Annotated in this window: 17 protein-coding genes and 1 tRNA gene; 13 read left to right on the plus strand and 5 right to left on the minus strand. The window is 67.2% G+C overall.

The window, feature by feature from the left end:
* Positions 1-9 precede the first annotated feature (9 nt).
* The 5 genes from K6142_RS07370 to K6142_RS07390 form a co-directional block, all read right to left on the minus strand.
* A complete protein-coding gene (locus K6142_RS07370; protein ID WP_190244381.1) occupies positions 10-978 on the minus strand; it encodes a DUF3426 domain-containing protein in 969 nt (322 codons plus the stop codon).
* 69 nt (positions 979-1,047) lie between these two features.
* Positions 1,048-1,587, minus strand: coding sequence for a hypoxanthine phosphoribosyltransferase (hpt, locus tag K6142_RS07375; protein ID WP_012611622.1), 540 nt, complete (start codon positions 1,585-1,587; stop codon positions 1,048-1,050).
* Positions 1,588-1,755: 168 nt separating this feature from the next.
* A complete protein-coding gene (locus K6142_RS07380; protein WP_012611623.1) occupies positions 1,756-2,223 on the minus strand; it encodes an N-acetyltransferase in 468 nt (155 codons plus the stop codon).
* Positions 2,224-2,709, minus strand: a complete 486-nt coding sequence (locus K6142_RS07385; protein WP_190244382.1) for a TlpA family protein disulfide reductase — start codon at positions 2,707-2,709, stop codon at positions 2,224-2,226.
* 217 nt (positions 2,710-2,926) lie between these two features.
* Positions 2,927-5,383 carry a homocysteine S-methyltransferase family protein gene (locus tag K6142_RS07390; protein ID WP_190244383.1) on the minus strand — a complete coding sequence of 819 codons (2,457 nt, stop codon included), beginning with the start codon at positions 5,381-5,383 and terminating at the stop codon, positions 2,927-2,929.
* 385 nt (positions 5,384-5,768) lie between these two features.
* Here K6142_RS07390 and K6142_RS07395 point away from each other — a divergent pair, with 385 nt between their 5' ends.
* From K6142_RS07395 to K6142_RS07455, 13 genes are all read left to right on the plus strand, one after another.
* Positions 5,769-7,031: an RNA polymerase sigma factor RpoD/SigA gene (locus K6142_RS07395; protein WP_411722697.1), complete on the plus strand. Its 1,263-nt coding sequence runs from the start codon at positions 5,769-5,771 to the stop codon at positions 7,029-7,031.
* 36 nt (positions 7,032-7,067) lie between these two features.
* Positions 7,068-8,891: a tetratricopeptide repeat protein gene (locus K6142_RS07400; RefSeq protein ID WP_223290287.1), complete on the plus strand. Its 1,824-nt coding sequence runs from the start codon at positions 7,068-7,070 to the stop codon at positions 8,889-8,891.
* Positions 8,892-8,953: 62 nt separating this feature from the next.
* Complete coding sequence (locus K6142_RS07405; protein WP_317846370.1) at positions 8,954-9,796, plus strand: hypothetical protein; 843 nt, start codon at positions 8,954-8,956, stop codon at positions 9,794-9,796.
* A 248-nt stretch (positions 9,797-10,044) separates the two neighbouring features.
* Positions 10,045-10,428 (plus strand): hypothetical protein, encoded by a 384-nt coding sequence (locus K6142_RS07410; protein ID WP_190244386.1) that lies wholly within the window; start codon positions 10,045-10,047, stop codon positions 10,426-10,428.
* Between the two features lie 283 nt (positions 10,429-10,711).
* Positions 10,712-11,164: a ribose 5-phosphate isomerase B gene (gene rpiB, locus K6142_RS07415; RefSeq protein WP_167123880.1), complete on the plus strand. Its 453-nt coding sequence runs from the start codon at positions 10,712-10,714 to the stop codon at positions 11,162-11,164.
* Positions 11,165-11,294: 130 nt separating this feature from the next.
* On the plus strand, positions 11,295-12,752 hold the full coding sequence (gene cysS, locus K6142_RS07420; RefSeq protein WP_190244387.1) for a cysteine--tRNA ligase: 1,458 nt from the start codon (positions 11,295-11,297) through the stop codon (positions 12,750-12,752).
* 20 nt (positions 12,753-12,772) lie between these two features.
* Positions 12,773-14,233, plus strand: coding sequence for a M48 family metalloprotease (locus K6142_RS07425; protein ID WP_190244388.1), 1,461 nt, complete (start codon positions 12,773-12,775; stop codon positions 14,231-14,233).
* A 115-nt stretch (positions 14,234-14,348) separates the two neighbouring features.
* Positions 14,349-14,957, plus strand: coding sequence for a macro domain-containing protein (locus tag K6142_RS07430; RefSeq protein WP_223380782.1), 609 nt, complete (start codon positions 14,349-14,351; stop codon positions 14,955-14,957).
* Between the two features lie 123 nt (positions 14,958-15,080).
* Positions 15,081-15,638 carry an ATP-dependent protease subunit HslV gene (gene hslV / locus K6142_RS07435; protein ID WP_190244389.1) on the plus strand — a complete coding sequence of 186 codons (558 nt, stop codon included), beginning with the start codon at positions 15,081-15,083 and terminating at the stop codon, positions 15,636-15,638.
* The gene (gene ispE, locus K6142_RS07440; RefSeq protein WP_190244390.1) at positions 15,635-16,624 is read left to right on the plus strand and encodes a 4-(cytidine 5'-diphospho)-2-C-methyl-D-erythritol kinase; all 990 of its coding nucleotides are present in this window, start codon (positions 15,635-15,637) and stop codon (positions 16,622-16,624) included. The genes hslV and ispE overlap by 4 nt, the downstream gene beginning before the upstream one ends.
* A 62-nt stretch (positions 16,625-16,686) precedes the next feature.
* Positions 16,687-16,762: transfer RNA gene (locus K6142_RS07445), tRNA-Gln, on the plus strand.
* Positions 16,763-16,813: 51 nt separating this feature from the next.
* Positions 16,814-17,752 (plus strand): ribose-phosphate diphosphokinase, encoded by a 939-nt coding sequence (locus K6142_RS07450; protein ID WP_012611636.1) that lies wholly within the window; start codon positions 16,814-16,816, stop codon positions 17,750-17,752.
* A 61-nt stretch (positions 17,753-17,813) separates the two neighbouring features.
* Positions 17,814-18,389 (plus strand): 50S ribosomal protein L25/general stress protein Ctc, encoded by a 576-nt coding sequence (locus K6142_RS07455; protein WP_190244391.1) that lies wholly within the window; start codon positions 17,814-17,816, stop codon positions 18,387-18,389.
* The last annotated feature ends 125 nt before the right edge of the window (positions 18,390-18,514 follow it).

Below are 18,514 nucleotides of genomic sequence, written 5' to 3' on the forward strand. Positions count from 1 at the left end.
GGGCGCACGCTACTTGCTGTCGGGCGGGGTGCGCGCCTCTACCACCTTGACGCCGAATTCGGCCACGGAGGCGGGCGGGTTGTAGAACACCACCATGAACGGCACTTCGCCGCCGGGGGGCACGTTGGTGTTGTTGGTGAGGATTTCGATCTTGTTGTTGAGGGCCGTTTCCAGCTCCTGCTCGCCCAGCACCTGCAACTGGAACAGCGACACGGTGACGCCGCACAGTTGCTGTTTGGTGACCACGGCGGCGCCTGCCGCGTCGTACAGCGAGGCCTCGATCTTGATCAGTTCGCGCGGCGAGGAAAAGTTGTTCACCACCTTGCCCTCGATCACCGCGACCTGGCCCACCTTCTCGTTGTTCACGTAGTACTGGCGGTAGTTGCGCAAGGCGATGTTCTTGATCTGCTCAGTGCCGTTGACCACCGGCGGGGGCGTTTCCGCCGCCTTCTCGCCGGGCCAGATGCCCGTGAAGCGCAGGGTGACGCCCACGGCAACGGACAGCAGCACGGCCACGAACCCGGCGATGACCGGCCAGCCGTACTTCTTGGGCGGCACGGCGGGCGGGGCGTCGTCCAGGTTGTAGCCCTTCATGGAGCCGATGATGTCGCTGACATCCGGCCCGTCATCGGGGCCGCGCTTGCGGGCATCGGCCTGCACCTTGGCGCGCACGGCGGCGGCAAGGTCCGCCTCCGGGTCGGAGGCAACGGCGAAGGGGCCGTGGTCCAGTTCCGTGCCGTTGGGCGACACGGCTCCGGGCTTGCCGGGGGCGGCGTCATCCGCACCGCCCATCCCTAGCCCGCCCATCCCGAGCCCACCCATGACGGCGTCGAAGTCGGGCGCGCCAGCGGAAGGCGGCGTGGCCGATTCGATGGGGAAGACGGACTTGCACAGCGTGCATTTCAGCTTCGCACCGGGGCGGGCGCGATCGTCGGGCAGGTTGTACTTGGTCGAGCAGCTGGGGCAAATGACGATCATCGGGCACCTCGGACAGGGGATCTCGGCGAATGGCCGGGGCGCGACGACAGGCTGGCGGCGTGGCCCACCCTACGCACCCTCGGGTTCGATGACGGCTTCGTAGATACCGGGAAGTTCGCGATACCGTTCGGCATAGTCGAGGCCATACCCTACAATGAAGCCACCGGGCAACGCAAACCCCGCGAAATCCACGCGCACGGGCACGGCGCGCCGCTCCTGCTTGTCCACCAGCGCGGCCAGTCGCAGGCTCTTGGCACCGCGCGCCGCAAGCTGCCGGAACAGGAAGTCCACGGTGTGGCCGGTATCCACGATGTCTTCCACCAGCAGCACGTGCTTACCCTGCAAGGGCACTTCCACGTCCTTGGTGAAACTGACGGTGCCGCAGGTGGAGGTGGACGAACCGTAGCTGGCCACGCGCACGAAATCGAGTTCCGGGCGCATGTCCAGATGCCGCACCAGGTCGGCAAAGAACATGAACGCGCCCTTCAGCACACAGACCACCACCAGTTCCTCGCCCGCGTACAGGCGATTGATCTCCTGCCCCATCTCGGCCACGCGCGTGGCAATGGCCTGCGCGTCGTACACCACCTTCAGGTCCTTGATCTTCATTGTCGTCCGGCCTCCGGGCCCGTGTATCGCAGGGTGCCGGGTACACCGCGCGTTGCGCGGCATGCCCGGCCCGTGGGGTTGTCATGTCCTGGCTCACGCCACCGCAAGCGGCGGCAAACGGCGTCAGTCACGGCACGTGCGGCAGCGGGCCGCGGCGCGCCCCGCCCGCTACATTTCCAGCAGCACCGCCGTTTCGTCGCAATCGGGAAACTTGGGGCAGTGGATGCAGTCCGCCCAGATCTTCTGGGGCAACACGTCCTTTTCCACCACCCGGAATCCCATCCGCAAAAAGAACTCCACCTGGTAGGTCAGCGCGAACACCCGGAAGATGCCCAGGGTCACGGCATCGCTCAGGCAGGCATCCACCAGCTTGCGCCCCCAGCCCTTGCCGCGCAGGTCGTCGGCCACCACCAGCGAACGCACCTCGGCGATGTCGTCCCAGGCGATGGACAGGGCGCAGCAACCCACCAGCGGGCCGCCGTCGTCGGGGTCGATGACCAGAAAGTCGCGCAGGTGGCTGTACAGCTGGTTCAGTGAACGCGGCAGCAGCAGCCCCTGGCCGGAGGTATGCATGAGCAGGGCGTGGATGGGCTTGACGTCCTGCACACGGGCCTTGCGGATGTACGGCTGGCCCATCTAGTTGCCCCCCAGCAGGGTATCCACGAACTTGCCCAGTTCATCGGCCTCGACAAGGCCCACGTGGTTGGCCACCAGCTTGCCCTGCCGGTCGTAGACCAGCAGTTGCGGAATGGAGGACACGTTGAAGAACCGCTGCAACTCCTCCTTGCCCTTCCACACCGGATAGTTGAACGGGGTGCGGGACATGAAGGCCGCGAGCTGCCTGGGATTCTCGTCCAGCGAGATGCCGTACAGGGCCACCTTGTCTTCGGAGTAGCGGGCGCGCACGTTGATCAGGCCGGGAATTTCCTCCAGGCACGGCGGGCACCACGAGGCAAAGAAATTGACGATGACCACCTTGCCCCTGGCGGCGGTGACGCGGCGCAGCAATTCGCCGGAGCCCATCTCTTCAACCGCCGGAGCGGCCACAGCCACGCCGGACACGGCGACGAGCAGGGCGACGAGCAGCAGGGGAAGAAGCATGAGCGATGTCAGGCGTTTCATGTACAAGCCTCCGATGGGATAAAGCCACTGCGCCCGGAATGCCACGGGCGGTTGCCCACGGCTGTTCCAGGGTCCGCCACGGGGGCGGAGCGCATTCTTACCGCCGAACGCGCGCCGGGGCAACCGGCACGGACGGGGCGGCCATGCGCAAGGCAAGGGGGAAGGCGGGCGCCGGAACGACGAACCCGCCACATGCAAGGGCGGTTGCCAAACGGGGCTACTGCACCGTCAGCAGTTCCTTGGCCACCCGCACGGCCTCCACGGCGTCGGCGGAATAGCCGTCCGCGCCGATGGCCTCGGCGTAGGCGGGCGTAACCACAGCCCCGCCCACCATGACCTTGACGGACAGGCCGCGCTCGCGCACCAGGCGCACGGTGTCTTCCATGCGCACCATGGTGGTGGTCATCAGGGCCGAAAGCCCGATCACCCGCGCGCCGTGGCGTTCCGCGGCCTCCACGATGTCGGCGGCCTTCACGTCCTTGCCCAGGTCCACCACGTCGAAGCCGTGGTTGCCCAGCATCAGGGTGACGATATTCTTGCCGATGTCGTGGATGTCGCCCTCCACCGTGGCCATGATGATCACCGGGCGCGTTTCGTGCCCCCGCTGGGCTTCAAGCAACGGTTGAAGTTTGCGGAAGGCGTGCTGCATGGTCTCTGCCGAGCGGATGAGCTGCGGCAGGAAGTATTCGCGCCGCTCGTAGCGGCGGCCCACCTCGGTGATGCCGGGAATCAGCTTTTCCTGCACCAGCGAGAACGGGTCGGCCCCTTCGGACAGGGCGCGTTCCACCAGGGCCAGCGCGCCGTCGCGGTCGCCCCGGATGACGGCCTCTTCTAAGGTGGCGGCCTTGGCCTTCACGCCGCCCGCCCCACCACCGGTGCCGCCAGATGCCCCACCGGCAACCGTTCCCGTGGCGTCACCGCCCGGCGTCCAGCCGGAATAGCCTTCGATGAACGACTCGGCGTTGGCGTCCAGCCCCAGCAGCACGCTGGAGGCGGCCACCGCCTCGCGGATGCGCGCGTTGCCGGGGTGGGCGATGCACGAGGAAAGCCCCGCGCCCGCCGCCATGGCCAGAAAGGTGGAGTTCAGCAGTTCGCGCGCGGGCAGGCCGAACGAGATGTTGGACAGCCCGATGGTGGTGGGCAGCCCCTGCGCCGCGCACCAGCGGATGGTATCCAGACAGTGGCGCGCGGCCTCTGCCTTGGACGACACGGCCAGGGCCAGCACGTCCACCATGACCAGGCGGCGCGGAATGCGCAGGCTGTCGGCCTGTTGCAGCAGTTCCTCTATGATGGCGATGCGTTCCGCCGCCGTCACCGGCAGCTTGCGCCCCTTGAGCGGCAGCAGGATGAACGGTGCGCCGTGGTCGCGGCACAGCGGCCCCAGGTGCTCCATGCGGCCCGGTTCGCCACTGATGGAGTTGACCAGCGGCGAGCCGGGATGGAACGGCAGGGCCGCGGCAATGGCGTCGGCATTGGACGAATCCAGCGACAGCGGCAGCGAATGGCGGGCCACCAGGCGTTCCACCAGTGCGGGCAGCAGCGCCGCCTCGTCCACCATGGGCGCGCCCACGTTCACGTCCAGCAGCGGCGCGCCCGCCTCCACCTGTTCGTCGGCAAAGCGCAGGGCCTGGGCGAATTCGCCCGCCTGCAATTCCGCCGTCAGCAGCTTCTTGCCGGTGGGGTTGATGCGTTCGCCGATGATGCGGATGGGGCTGCCCGCCCCGATGTGCACGGCCTGGGCGCGGGTGGTCAGGACGATGCCGTCGCGCCGGGCCGGATCGGGAACAAGGCCGCCGGAAAGGTTGTCCAGTGCGCCGCGCAGGGCGGCGATGTGGTCGGGCGTGGTGCCGCAGCAGCCGCCCAGCATGCGCACGCCGGACGCGGCAAAGCGCGCGGTGTGCCGGGCGAAGTCGTCCGGCCCCAGGCGGAACACGGTCTTGCCGTCCACCAGTTCCGGCAGGCCGGCGTTGGGTTCCACCAGCACGGGCACCTCGGAGATGGCCAGCAGTTCATCCGCCACCTCTGCCATCTGCTCCGGCCCGGCGCTGCAATTGGTGCCCACAAGGTCCACGCCCATGTTGAGCATGGACTGCACGAACACTTCGGGCCGCGTGCCGGTAAGGCTGACGCCGTTCTCGAAGGTCATGGAAACGCCCACGGGCAGGTCGCACTCTGCGCGCACGGCCAGCACTATGGCCCGTGCCTCCGCCAAGTCGAACTGGGTCTCGGCCAGGATCAGGTCCACCCCGCCCTGCACCAGCCCCCGTATCTGGGCGCGGAAGGCGGCCACCAGTTCGGCGGGGTCCAGATCGCCCAGCGGGCGCATGAAGTGGCCGGACGGCCCCACGCTGCCCGCCACGAAGGCCTCGCGACCACTGGCAAGCACGGCCTCGCGCGCGGCGCGGGCCATGGCCCGGTTGAACTCCACCACGTCGGGAGCGCCGGGGCCCGTGCCTAATTTATGGATGCAGCCGCCAAAGGTGTTGGTGGTCAGCACGTCGGCCCCGGCCCGCAGGTAGTCGGCATGAATGCCCACCAGCACGTCGGGCCGGGCCAGGCAGAACAGTTCCGGGCTTACGCCGGGCGGCAACCCTCGTGACTGGAGCATGGTACCCATGCCGCCATCGAAGACCAGCCGACGACCTGACCGAAGCGCTTGACGAAAATCTGGCACAGCCTGTACTCCTGAAACTTGGCTCGCAGGCGATGAAGAATCCGTGCACCGCGAGTGTTCCGAAAACATGTCCGACCGGCGCGTACCGCCGCATGGGAAGGCCTGTGTACCGGAAAGCCTTGTAAAGGACAAACAAAAATCATACCATCCCGGCCTGTACGGCCCTGTCACGCATGGTGGGACCCCGCTACACGACGCACGAACCGGCGCGGCCTGCTCCGCGCCTTGACCGGATACCATGACCGATACAGTGAAAACGCCGCGCCGCGCCGCGCGCACGCGCGGTGCCAAGGCCGCCCAATCAGCACAATCCGCACAATCCGTCGGACACGCAGGGGTGACCGGCGCCCTCTCCTCTGCCCCTGAATCTTCCGAAGCGCCCGTCATGCCGGAAGTCGTGCTTGAGGCCGAGGTGCTTCTGGATCAGCAGCCGGAAGTTGCCACCAGGGCCCGCGCCAAGGCGGGCTCCGGCAAATCCTCTTCCGGCAAGTCCGCACGGGGCCGCCGCGCCGCAGCCTCTCCCGCTGGCGACGGCGACGAGGGAGCCCCGGCCTCTGCCCCCCTGTCCGACGAAGCCCCCGACGAAGCGGACGACGATGAAAGTTCCGACGACGAACTGGACATCGACTTCGACGGTCCCGGTGACGACGCCATCGACGTCGACCTGCTGCACGGCGACGACGATTCGTCGCATGCCCGGCATGACGCACATGACGGGGCGGGCGCATCTGACGAGAGCGCAGGCCGCCACCGTTCCCTGCCCGTACTGCGCCCGGCCATGCCCGGCGCCTCCACGCGCGACTCGCTGCACCTGTACCTGCGTGAAATCAGCCGGTTTCCGCTGCTGAAGCCGGACGAGGAATTCGACCTTGCCCGGCGCGTGCAGGAACAGGGCGACAGCGATGCCGCCTTCCGGCTGGTCACCTCGCACCTGCGCCTGGTGGTCAAGATCGCCATGGACTTCCAGCGGCGCTGGATGCAGAATGTGCTGGATCTGATTCAGGAAGGCAACGTGGGCCTGATGCGCGCGGTCAACAAGTTCGACCCGGAAAAGGGCATCAAGTTCTCGTACTACGCCGCCTTCTGGATCAAGGCCTACATCCTCAAGTTCATCATGGACAACTGGAGGATGGTCAAGATCGGCACCACGCAGGCCCAGCGCAAGCTGTTCTACAATCTCAACAAGGAACGCCAGCGGCTCATCGCGCAGGGGTACGATCCTGACGCCACCATCCTGTCGGAAAAGCTCAACGTGACCGTCGAGCAGGTCATCGAGATGGAACAGCGCCTCGATTCGTCCGACATGTCGCTGGACATCACCGTGGGCGAAGATTCCGGCGGGGCCACCCGCATGGACTTCCTGCCCGCCCTGGGCCCCGGCATAGAGGAAACGCTGGCCAACAGCGAAATCGCGCGCATGGTGCAGGACAGGGTGCAGACCATCCTGCCGAAGCTGTCGGACAAGGAGGCGTACATCCTCCAGCACCGCCTGCTTTCGGAACAGCCGGTCACCCTGCGCGAAATCGGCGAGAAGTACGACATCACCCGGGAACGCGTCCGCCAGATAGAAGCGCGCCTGCTGCAAAAGCTGCGCGACCATCTGTTCAAGGAAATCCGCGACTTCTCCTCGGACTGGATATCACAGTAGCCGCCCGGCCCGGTCAGGCCGTTGCACGAGCCCTCCATGCCATCCATACTCCGCTTTTTCCCCCGCCGCAGCGCCACGGTCGCACAGGCGGCCAGCCGGCTGCCGCGCAGCCGCGTGTCCATCCGGACATCCGGCCCTACATCCGGCCCGGCCCCCGGACGTTCGCGCGTGGGGTCGCTTTCCCGCGTTGCCGCGCTGCTGGCGGCGGTCTGCCTTGCCTCCGGCGTGTCCGGCTGTGCCACGCGCCAGCCCGCGCCGGACCAGCCCGTCGCCCCCGTGGAATGGCGGCTGTCGCCCGACGCGGCCACCACCTACTACTATCTGCTCCTTGAGCAGGCGGCGCGCAACGGCAACATGCGCGATGCGCTGACGGCCATCGAGCAGTTGGTGGCCCTCGACCCGTCGCCCAGGGTGTTCATCGACGGTGGCTCGTTCCTGCTTTCGCGCAAGGAAGCGACCCTGGCCCGCCAGGTGTTGCAGGAAGGCGTGACCCGCTACCCCGACGACCTGGACATCACCCTGCTGCTGGTGGAAACCTACCTCGAGGAAAACCGCACCGGCGATGCGCTGTACACCCTGCGCAGCTTCGTCGGCGCCCATGGCGAAGACGAGCAGGCCCGCCAGGAACTGGCCCTGCTGCTGGTGAAGACCCGCAACTTCGCCGAGGCCGACAAGCTGCTCTCCGGCATTGCCGAGCGCAACCGCACCCCCGTGCTGCGCTACTACCACGCTCGCGCCCTGGTGGGGCTGAACCGCCATTCCGAGGCGCTGGGCCAGTTGCGCAAGGCCGTCAAGGCCGCGCCCGACTTTCTGGAAGCCTGGGCCGAACTGGCCTTCATCTACGAGTTGCGCAAGGACTACGTGGAAGCCGAGCGCACCTACGAGCAGATCATCACCCTGGACGAAGGCAACCAGGACGTGTGGCTGCGGCTCATCGCCATCAGCCTGAAGCTGAACAACCCGGCCAAGGCCTACGAACTGGCCCGACAGGGGCCGGAAACCTTCGGCTTTCTGCTCACGGCGGCCACCCTGTTCCTGGAAGAAAAGTTCTACGAACAGGCCGACGCCCTGCTCACCGTGGTCAAGGACACCCCCGGCGCGCCCGAAGAGGTGTACTTCTACCTGGCCGTGCTGTCCTTCGAGGGCAAGCGCGACCCGGCAGGGGCCCTGCACTGGCTGTCGGAAATCACCCCGTCCAACAAGTACCACGACCGCGCCCTGCGCCTGAAAAGCCAGCTGCAGTACGAAAGCGGCGACCTTACCGGGGCGCTGGCCACGCTGAAGGAAGGACAGAAGACCTACCCCGGCCAGAAGGAATTCTGGCAGATGGAGGCCCAGCTGTACCTGAACAGCGACAAGCCGGAAGCGGCCCTGGCCGTCATGGACGAGGCGCGCAAGTTCTGGCCCGACGACGCCGAAATCGCCTTCATGCGCGGCATCATCCTGGACGAGCGCGGCCAGAAGGCCGAGGCGTTCACCATGATGGAGCAGGTCATCGCCGATCACCCGCGCCACGCCCAGGCCCTGAACTACGTGGGCTACACCCTGGCGGAACAGGGGCGCGACCTGGACCGCGCGCTGGAACTTATCACCCGTGCCCTTGAAGAATCGCCCGACAGTACCTACATCATCGATTCGCTGGCCTGGACGCACTACCGCCGGGGCGAGTTGAACGAGGCGTGGCAGGCCATCAGCCGCGCCGTGGAACTGGGCGCCAGCGACCCGACCATCTGGGAACACTACGGCGACATCGCCGCCGCCCTCGGCAAGAAGGCAGAGGCGCGCAAGGGGTACCGCAAGGCCCTGGAAATGTCGCCCGCCAACGCGGCGGACGTTACCGCCAAGCTCAAGAACCTGTGATGCACCTCTTTCGTCTTTCTCACGACCGATCCCTGGCGCACGGCACTGCCGTGCGCCATCGCGTGTGGTCCCGGCCGGCCCTGCCCGTCTCTATCCTGCCCGTCCTGCTCCTGCTTGTCCTGGCCGCCCTGCTTCAGGGCTGCGCCTCGCGCGTGGTCCCCGGCGTGCCCGCATCCACCGAGCAGGCCGACGCCGCCTGGCATGCCTACCGCAGTTGGGCGCAGACCAACGACGCGGATGCGGGGCCCTTCCGGGTCAACGCCAGCCTGCGCTACAAGACCGGCGAACACGACGGCAACCGCGTGGTGGCCCTGCTGTGGTCCAACGGCGACGTGCCGCTGCGCCTGGACATCATGGCGGGCATCGGCGCCACCGTGGCCCGCATCCGCGAGGACGACACCACCTTCCTTGCCTATGCCCCCAACGAGAACCGCGCCTACTACCATAGCGGCGACCTGAACCATGGCGGGCGGGCCCTGCTCTCGTTCGGCGTGCCGGTGCCCTTTTCCGTGCCGGATCTGGCCAACCTGCTGAATGGCCGGTTCGCCCGGGTCTTCGACGATGCCCGCGCGGATGCACGGCTTGTGGCCGACGGGGGAATCGCCTACACTCTGCCGCGCGGCAGGGTTCGCGGAATGCTTGAACTTTCTCCCGAAGGGCTGCCTCGCCACTGGACGGATACGCCCCCCGGTGAAAAGCAGGCTGGCTGGGACATGCGCATCGACTACGACGAGGCCGTGCCCCCCCTGCCCCGCAAGATCACCATCACCCACGCCAAGGGGTACTCGGCCATCCTGCTGGTGAAGGAACGCGAACGGCCACAGGCCTTCACCGGCGAGCAGCTGGGGCTGGAACTGCCCGAAGGCACCGAGGTTTTGCCGCTGCGCGAAGGAGCCCGTCGCTAAGGGGGCATCCCTTGCCGGTCCAACCCGGCCCACGGGCTGCCCGCACGCTTCACCAACTGTTCCGACCGGCCCGACCGATCTGCCAGGCCCGACCGATCCGGCAGGCCCGACCGATCCGGCAGGCACGGCAGGCAGACGGGCACGGCGGGTTGACCAGTCTGGCTGTCCGGCTGGCCTGACCATCAAACCGGCCCGACCATTCCACCAACGGACACACCACGCAGCACCATAACGCGACGGAGACGTTCATGACCGCACCCGATACCCAGACCTCCTTCTCTCTTTCGGCCGTGCTGTCCAACCTCAAGGTGGGGCTGTGCGTGCTGCGCGGCGAACTGGGCCGCGTGGCCTCCGGCGTGCTGCGCGGCATGGAGGCGCGCCAGTTGCGCCGCCGCCTGGACGAGGAACACGCAGCCCTGGGCCGCCGCGTGGCGGAACTGCTGGAAGCGGGCAGCCTTGATGCCCAAGGTGCCTGTGGCCTGACTGATGACGCCCGCCTCCGCGAACTGGCCGGACGCGCCGCCTTCCTGCGTGACGAACTGGCCCGCCATGCCGCCGGTGCCGCTGCGGACCGCGAGCGCCACATGGGCCGCATGGCCCGGCGTTGCGGCTCGAATGGCCCGGGTGCCTAGCCCGGCGGGAATCGGCTTTCAGGCCGCGTAACCGGCTGACACCGCCAGGACAGGCGTTTTCCGTCTTGCCCGGTCACGGCTCCGTCTTGACAAGCGGCCCTCGGAACAGCACATTCCCAGCGCCAGCCGGACCCGCCCCGCATCCGGGACGCACGACCGGCATCAATGCCACGGCATACCCGGCGCCCGCCACGGGCGCGCATTCCGTATTTTCGCCAGCACGCAGCAAGGAAACCACATGTCCGCACCCGCCAGTCACGCGCCCGCCAGCCACGCATCCGCCATGTCCGCCCCGGTCATCATCGGCTCCGACCACGCCGGTCTCGCCCTGAAGCAGGTCATCGTCGCCCACCTCAAGGCTGCGGGCCGCCAGGTGGAAGACCTTGGCCCCCAGACCGCCGAAAGTTGCGACTATCCGCTCTACGCCGCCAAGGTGACCGAGCGGGTGCTGGCCACCGGCGGCTTCGGCATCCTGGTCTGCGGCACGGGCATCGGCATGTCCATGGCCGCCAACCGCTTTCCGGGCATCCGCGCCGCGCTGTGCACCTGCGAATTCCACGCCCGCGCCACCCGCCAGCACAACGACGCCAACGTGCTGTGCCTTGGCGAACGGGTAACCGGTCCCGGCGTTGCCATGGGCCTTGTGGACCTGTTTCTGGACACCCCCTTCGAGGGTGGCCGCCACCAGCGCCGCATCGACCAGTTCGACGGGCCTGCCTGTACCGGCGGTTGCTAGGCAGGACATCGGCCTTGCAGGCCGAATGCCTGCACCACGCTTCTTCATTAGCCTGTCCACCGTGCCGGGCGCATCCGGCATACGGCGTTCATTCGCCGACGCACCACACCGCATTCCCACGGGAGCATCAATGCAACTGTACAATACCCTGACGCGCAAGAAGGAACACTTCGAGCCTGCCGTGCCCGGCAAGGTCAACATGTACGTCTGCGGCATAACCGCGTACGACCTGTGCCACATCGGCCACGCCCGCTCCGCCGTGGTGTTCGACGTGCTGGTGCGCTACCTGCGCCACACCGGTCTCGACGTCACCTTCGCGCGCAACTTCACCGACGTGGATGACAAGATCATCACCCGCGCCAATCAGGAAGGCCTGACCAGCCAGGAAGTGGCGGAAAAGTACATCGCCACCTTCTACGAGGACATGGACCGCCTGAACGTGCTGCGGGCGGATCTGGAACCTCGAGCCACCACCCACATCGAAGAGATGATCTCACTGTGCGTGCGGCTCATCGAGCAGGGCAAGGCCTACGCCACCCCCTCGGGCGACGTGTACTTCCGCGTGCGCGCCTTTCCCGGTTACGGCAAGCTTTCCGGCCGCGACGTGGACGACCTGCGCTCCGGCGCCCGCGTGGCCCCCGGCGAGGAAAAGGAAGACCCGCTCGACTTCGCCCTGTGGAAGGCGGCCAAGCCCGGCGAACCCTTCTGGGAAAGCCCGTGGGGCAATGGCCGCCCCGGCTGGCACATCGAATGCTCCGCCATGAGCGAAAAGCATCTGCCCCTGCCTCTGGACATTCACGGCGGCGGGCAGGATCTGGTCTTTCCGCACCACGAGAACGAAATCGCCCAGACCGAGGCGGCCCTTGGCAAGGATTTCGTGCGCTACTGGGTGCACAACGGCTTCGTGCAGGTGAACGCCGAAAAGATGTCCAAGTCGCTCGGCAACTTCCGCACCATCCGCGACATTCTTGAAAACTACCTGCCGGAAACGCTGCGCTACTTCCTGCTGACCAAGCACTACCGCAGCCCCATCGACTTCACCTTCGAGTCCATGGACGAGGCGGAAAAGAATCTCAAGCGCATCTACGAGGCGCTGAGCCTGCTGCACGCCGAACTCGAACGAGAAAAGTGGACCTCCGGCCCCCTGCCCAAGGACGTGACCGAGGAATTCGAAGGGCTGCGCCAGGCCTTCGCCGACGCCATGGAAGACGACATGAACACCGCTGCCGCCCTTGGCCACGTGTTCACCATGGTCCGCCTGGCCAACCGCATCCTGGACAACAAGGGCCAGCGCAAGACCGAGGGCGCCCGCGCCTTCTTCCGGGCCGTGCTGGACGAAGCCGCCACCTGGTTTGCCGTGCTGGGCGTGTTCGGCCGCGAGCCCGCCGGGTTCCTGGCGGAACTGCGCGCCTGCCGCGTGGCACGCAAGGGCATTGACCCGGCCAAGGTCGAAGAACTGTTGCAGGCCCGCATCAACGCCCGCGCCGACAAGGACTTTGCCCGCGCCGACGCCATCCGCGACGAAATCGCCGCCCTCGGCATAGAGGTGCGCGATACGCCTTCCGGCGCGGTGTGGGACGTGCTATAAGCCGCTCCATGACCCACCGCATGACCAACGGTTTCCGCCATTCTTCCGCGCCCCGCACCGGCAGGCTTCGCGCCCGCCTGCGGGGCGCGCTTGCCCTGTGCCTGTGCGGGCTCATGCTGCTGGGCCAGGCCCTGCCCGCCTTTGCGCCGCCCGCCGGGGCCTTCCTGGGCGACTTCACCGTCAAGGACGAGGTGGAGCTGGGCAAGAAGTTCAACGTGCTCATCAAGGCCCGCCTGCCGCTGGTGGAAGACCCGGAGGTGAAGGAGTACGTGCGGTCCATCGTCGAACGGCTGAAGGCGGTGGTGCCGCCGCAGCCCTTCGAGTTCGAGACCAACGTGCTGCTGCACAACGCCGTCAACGCCTTTGCCAGCCCCGGCGGCTACATCTTCGTGCACACCGGCCTGCTGATGGCCATGGAGCATGAAAGCGAGGTGGCGGGCGTGCTGGCCCACGAAATGGCCCACGTCACCCAGCGCCACATCGCCAGCCGCATCGAAAAGTCGCAGCGCATCACCCTGCTCAGCCTTGCCGGGGCGCTGGCCGGTGCCTTCGTGGGGGGGGGCGGCAGCAGCAAGGGCGCGGCCATGGCCGGTTCGCTGGCGGCGGGGCAGACGGCCATGCTCAACTACAGCCGCATCGACGAATCGGATGCGGACCAGGCGGGCATGCAGTATCTGGTGGCCGCGGGATTCCGGCCCGACGGCATGGCCGGGGCCTTTGAAAAACTGCGCAGGCAGAGTTGGTCCACCGGCACGGACGTGCCCGCCTATCTCAGCACCCACCCCAACATCACCGAGCGCATCAGCGAAGTGCGCCTGCGCGTGGAACAGCTGGCCGCCAGCGTGCGCAACCGGCAGGACGACGACGAACGCTTTCGCCGGGTGCAACTGCTGGTGCGCGCCCGCTACGCGGACGCCACCACCGCCCTGCGCACCTTCGAACAGGCCAAGCCAACCGACTGCATGTCCCAGTTGGGGCTGGCCATCCTGTATTCGCGCCTGAACCGGATCGGCGAGGCCACGACGGCCTTCGACCGGGCACTGGCCTGCAACCCCAAGGACCAGCTTGTCTGGCGCGAGGCCGGACGGTTCCACTACACCAAGGGCGATCGCAACCGCGCCGCGCAGATGCTGCAACGCGCCGTGCTGATGAATTCGCGCGACTACATGGCCCTGTTTTTCTACGCGCGGCTGCTGTTCGACGCCGGCCAGCGCAACGAGGCCTACACCTACTACAAGGAAGTGCTGCGCCACCTGCCCGAGGATTCCGAGGTGCACGACTATTACGGACGCGCCCTGGGCACGGACGGACAGGTCTTCAAGGGCTACCTGCACCTTGCCTACAGCGCGCTGTATTCCAACGAGAAGGAAAAGGTGGAACAGCTGCGCGACAAGGCGCGGGCGGTCATCCGCACGCCAGAGGACCAGACGGACCTGGAACGCTTCGACACCCGGTATCAGGAGCGCAAGGCGGTCTGGTAGGGGCGCCCGGCTTCGGCGGTGTGGTGCGCGCCGTACCGGATAACGTGCGCTTCGCTGCGCGCCCTGCGGCCCACTGCCCCGGAATGTTTGCCCAACGTTTTTCAGGACGGCCCTTGTGGACGATCTGTCCCTGATCATCACCGCCCCTACCGGTCACGGCCTGCTGGTGGTGTCCACCGGCGACCTTGCCGCCACGGCGACCGACGCGGTGGTCAACGCCGCCAATGCCGAACTGCGCGGGGGCGGCGGTGTGGACGGTGCGCTGCACTGCGCCGCCGGGCCGATGCTGCTGCCCGCCGGACAGGACATCGTGGCCCGGCGCGGACCGTTGGCCGCCGGAGAGGCCGTGATAACCCCCGGCTTCAACCTGCCTGCCCGCCATGTCATCCACGCCGTGGGCCCCATCTGGCGCGGCGGCACGCACGGCGAGCCGCAGGCGCTGGCCGAGGCCCACGCCAACAGCCTGCGCCTGGCGGCGGAGCACGGGCTGGCACGGGTGGCCTTTCCGGCCATCAGTTGCGGCAGCTACGGCTATCCGCCGGAACTGGCCGCGCCCATCGCCCTGGCTGAAGCCGTGCGCGGCCTGCGGGCCGGGCTGGTGCGCGAGGTGCGCTTCGTCCTGCACGGGCTGTCCATGCTGGCTGTGTGGCGCACCGCGCTTCAGGCCCTTTCCGGTCCGCGTGCCCCCGTCCCCGAGGCGGGCGACGACCAGAGCAGCACGTGATCTGCACCCGGCTGGCGCCCGACTGGCACCCGACTCGCACCGGACCAGCGCAAGGCCCACCGCAGCCCCAACCCGCGCCCACCCCTTGCGCAACCGGCGCACCTGCGCCGAAGGAACAATCATATGGAACTGAAGGGAACCACCATCCTTGCCGTGCGCGACGCGGACGGCGTGGCCATGGCCGGTGACGGCCAGGTGACCATGGGCCAGAGCGTGGTCATGAAGCACACCGCCCGCAAGGTGCGCCGCCTGTACCGCGACCGGGTGCTGGCGGGCTTTGCCGGGGCCACGGCAGACGCGTTCACCCTGTTCGAGCGCTTCGAGGCCAAGCTGGAGGAATTCGGCGGCAACCTTACCCGCGCCGCCGTGGAGCTGGCCAAGGACTGGCGCAAGGACAAGTACCTGCGCAGGCTGGAGGCCATGCTGCTGGTGGCCGACGCGGAAACCATCCTCATCCTGACCGGCACCGGCGATGTCATCGAGCCGGACGACGGCATCGCCGCCATCGGCAGCGGCGGCCCCTATGCCCTGTCCGCCGCACGCGCCCTGTCGCGGCACACCACGCTGGACGCGGAAACCGTGGTCCGCGAGGCCATGGCCGTGGCCGGGGAACTGTGCGTGTTCACCAACGGCCACCTGACCGTGGAAACGCTGCGCCGCAACGGGGGCGCCACCGCGTGAGCACCCACGCCACGCCCGCGCCCGGCGCCGTCACCCTGCACGCGGGATGCAAGGTCAACCTGTACCTGCGCATCACCGGCGTGCGGCCCGACGGCTACCACGAACTGGACACCCTGTTCCTGCCCCTGCCGGAACCGTGCGACCTGCTGCACGTGTCGCCCAGGGCGGAAGCGGGCATCGTCTTCACCTGCACCGAACCGGACGTGGATCCGGCCCGCAACACCGTGGTCACCGCGTACGAGCGGTTCGCGACGGCCACCGGGTTTCGCCCCGGACTTGCGGTGCACCTGGAGAAACACATTCCGCACGGGGCCGGCCTTGGCGGCGGCAGCGCCGACGCCGCCGTGCTGCTGCGCCACCTTGCCGCGCTGTGCGCGCAGCAGGCCCCCGGCGCTGCCCCCACGCCCGAAGTACTGCGGGCCATGGCCGCCGGGGTTGGCGCCGACGTGCCCTTCTTTCTGATGGATGGCCCCGCACGGGCCAACGGCATCGGCGAGGTGCTCACCCCGCTCGCCCCCGGCGAACTCGCCGACCTGGGGCTGGCGGGCATGCATCTGGTGCTGGCCTGCCCGCCCGTGCGCGTTTCCACGCCGTGGGCCTATCGGGCCTGGGATGCCGCCAACGTCACCACCCCGGATGGCAACGCCCAGACCAGTACCCGGACCAGTGCCCAAACCAGTGCCCGGATCATGACCGGGCAAAGCGCGAAATCATTGCGTCCTTGCTTGACATCGGAAAGTCTAGAAGATAGAAATCCACTCTCTCGCGGACCGTGGCTGACCAACAGCTTTGAACCGGTTGTTTTTCAGACACATGCAACCCTGCGCCGGACCAAGGAATTTCTTCTTCGACGCGGGGCCTGTGCCGCGCTGATGAGCGGGAGTGGCGCCAGCCTGTTCGCCCTGTTCAGAAAGCACGGCACGGCGCGCGATGTGGCCGAAGCACTGCGCAACGACAACATCGCGGCCTTTTTGCACGCACTGTGAGACGCGCGCCGCAAGGCGCACGCAGGCCAGCCCCTGCGTCACGAACAAGATTTCCCTCATGCTGGGGTGTCGCCAAGTTGGTAAGGCAACGGGTTTTGGTCCCGTCATCCGAGGGTTCGAGTCCTTCCGCCCCAGCCACTTTTTTCCCGATGACGCTTGCCATCGCAACCACAAGCCGGAAGTCGAAACATGCACGGTGATCTGAAGATTCTTACCGGCACCTCGAACCCCGCCCTTGCCAAGGCCATCTGCAACCACTTGGGGTGCCAGCTCACCCCGGCCCTGTGCGAGACGTTCAGCGACGGCGAGATTCGCATCGAGATCGGCGACAACGTGCGCGGCGACGACGTGTTCGTCGTTCAGGCCACCTGCTCGCCCGTGAACTACAACCTGATGCAGCTGTGCCTGATGCTGGATGCGCTGAAGCGCGCCAGCGCCGGTCGCGTCACCGCCGTGGTGCCCTACTACGGCTACGCCCGCCAGGACCGCAAGGTCAGCCCGCGCGCGCCCATCAGCGCCAAGCTGGTGGCCGATTTCCTGACCACCGCCGGCACCGACCGCGTGGTCACGGTGGACCTGCACGCGGGCCAGATCCAGGGTTTTTTCAACGTGCCGGTGGACAACCTGTACGCGCAGCCGGTCATTCTCGAATACCTGCGCCCGTACGCCGGTGACATCGTCATCGTTTCGCCCGACGCGGGCGGCGTGGAACGCGCCCGCTCGTTCGCCAAGAAGCTGAACGCGGGCCTGGCCATCATCGACAAGCGCCGCGACCGTCCCAACCAGGCTTCCGCCATGCACGTCATCGGCGACGTCCGGGACAAGATCGCCATCGTGGTGGACGACATGATCGACACCGCAGGCACCATGTGCGCCGCGGGCGAGGTGCTGCTGAAGAACGGCGCCAAGGAAGTGATGGCCTGCGCCACGCATCCCGTGCTGTCCGGCCCGGCCATCGAGCGGCTGTGCAATTCCACCTTCTCGCAGGTCATCGTCACCGACACGGTGCCGCTGGGCGACAAGCTGGCCGCATGCAGCAAGCTGAAGGTGCTTTCCGTGGCGGGCCTTCTTGCAAAGGCCATCCACAACATCCACACCGAATCCTCGGTGAGCGTGCTTTTCGTATAGCAATTCACATTCCGACGCGGGGCGGGATGCTTACGCGGGAATGAATTTAAGGAGAACTGCAATGTCCGAATTGAAGACCCTGAGCGTGCGCAAGCGCGACGGCCTCGGCAAGGGCGCCAACCGCAAGCTGCGGGCCAAAACCCTGGTTCCCGGTGTGTTCTACAACGCCGAAGGCCTGAACGTGTCGATCGAAATGGACACGCTGCCCGTCGAAAAGCTGTTCGAAGCCGTTGGCCGCACCACCGTCTTCAACATCGAGGTCGATGACAACGGCACCAAGTCCACCCACCCGGCGCTGTTCTGGCAGATCCAGTACCACCCGGTGAAGAACCGCTTCTCGCACATCGATTTTCGCGGGGTGGACCTGGAAAAGCCCGTCAAGATCCGCGTGCCCCTCGAATTCACCGGCACCGCCAAGGGCGTGAAGGTGGGCGGCAAGCTGGAAGTGTACCGCGAAGCGCTGGACATTTCCGCCAAGCCCCTGCTGATGCCCAGCAAGATCACCATCGATCTGACCGACCTCGAAATCGGCAAGACCATCAGCGTGAACGACCTGCCCTTGGGCGAAGGCGTCTGCGCCGTTGCCGACCGCAACTTCGCCATCGTGGCCGTTGTTTCGCCCAAGGGCGAAGAATAGCGCCTGAGGCCGGGTACGCCGCTGCCGTCCGCCGCATCCTGATGCGGTGCATGCTCCTATGTGGGGTTGACGCGCGGTTTCCCAAGGTTCGGACCGCGGTTTCCCTCCGGCCCCGCGCACCTCGC

It is taken from the genome of Nitratidesulfovibrio sp. SRB-5 (assembly GCF_019931275.1).
Classification (GTDB): domain Bacteria; phylum Desulfobacterota; class Desulfovibrionia; order Desulfovibrionales; family Desulfovibrionaceae; genus Cupidesulfovibrio.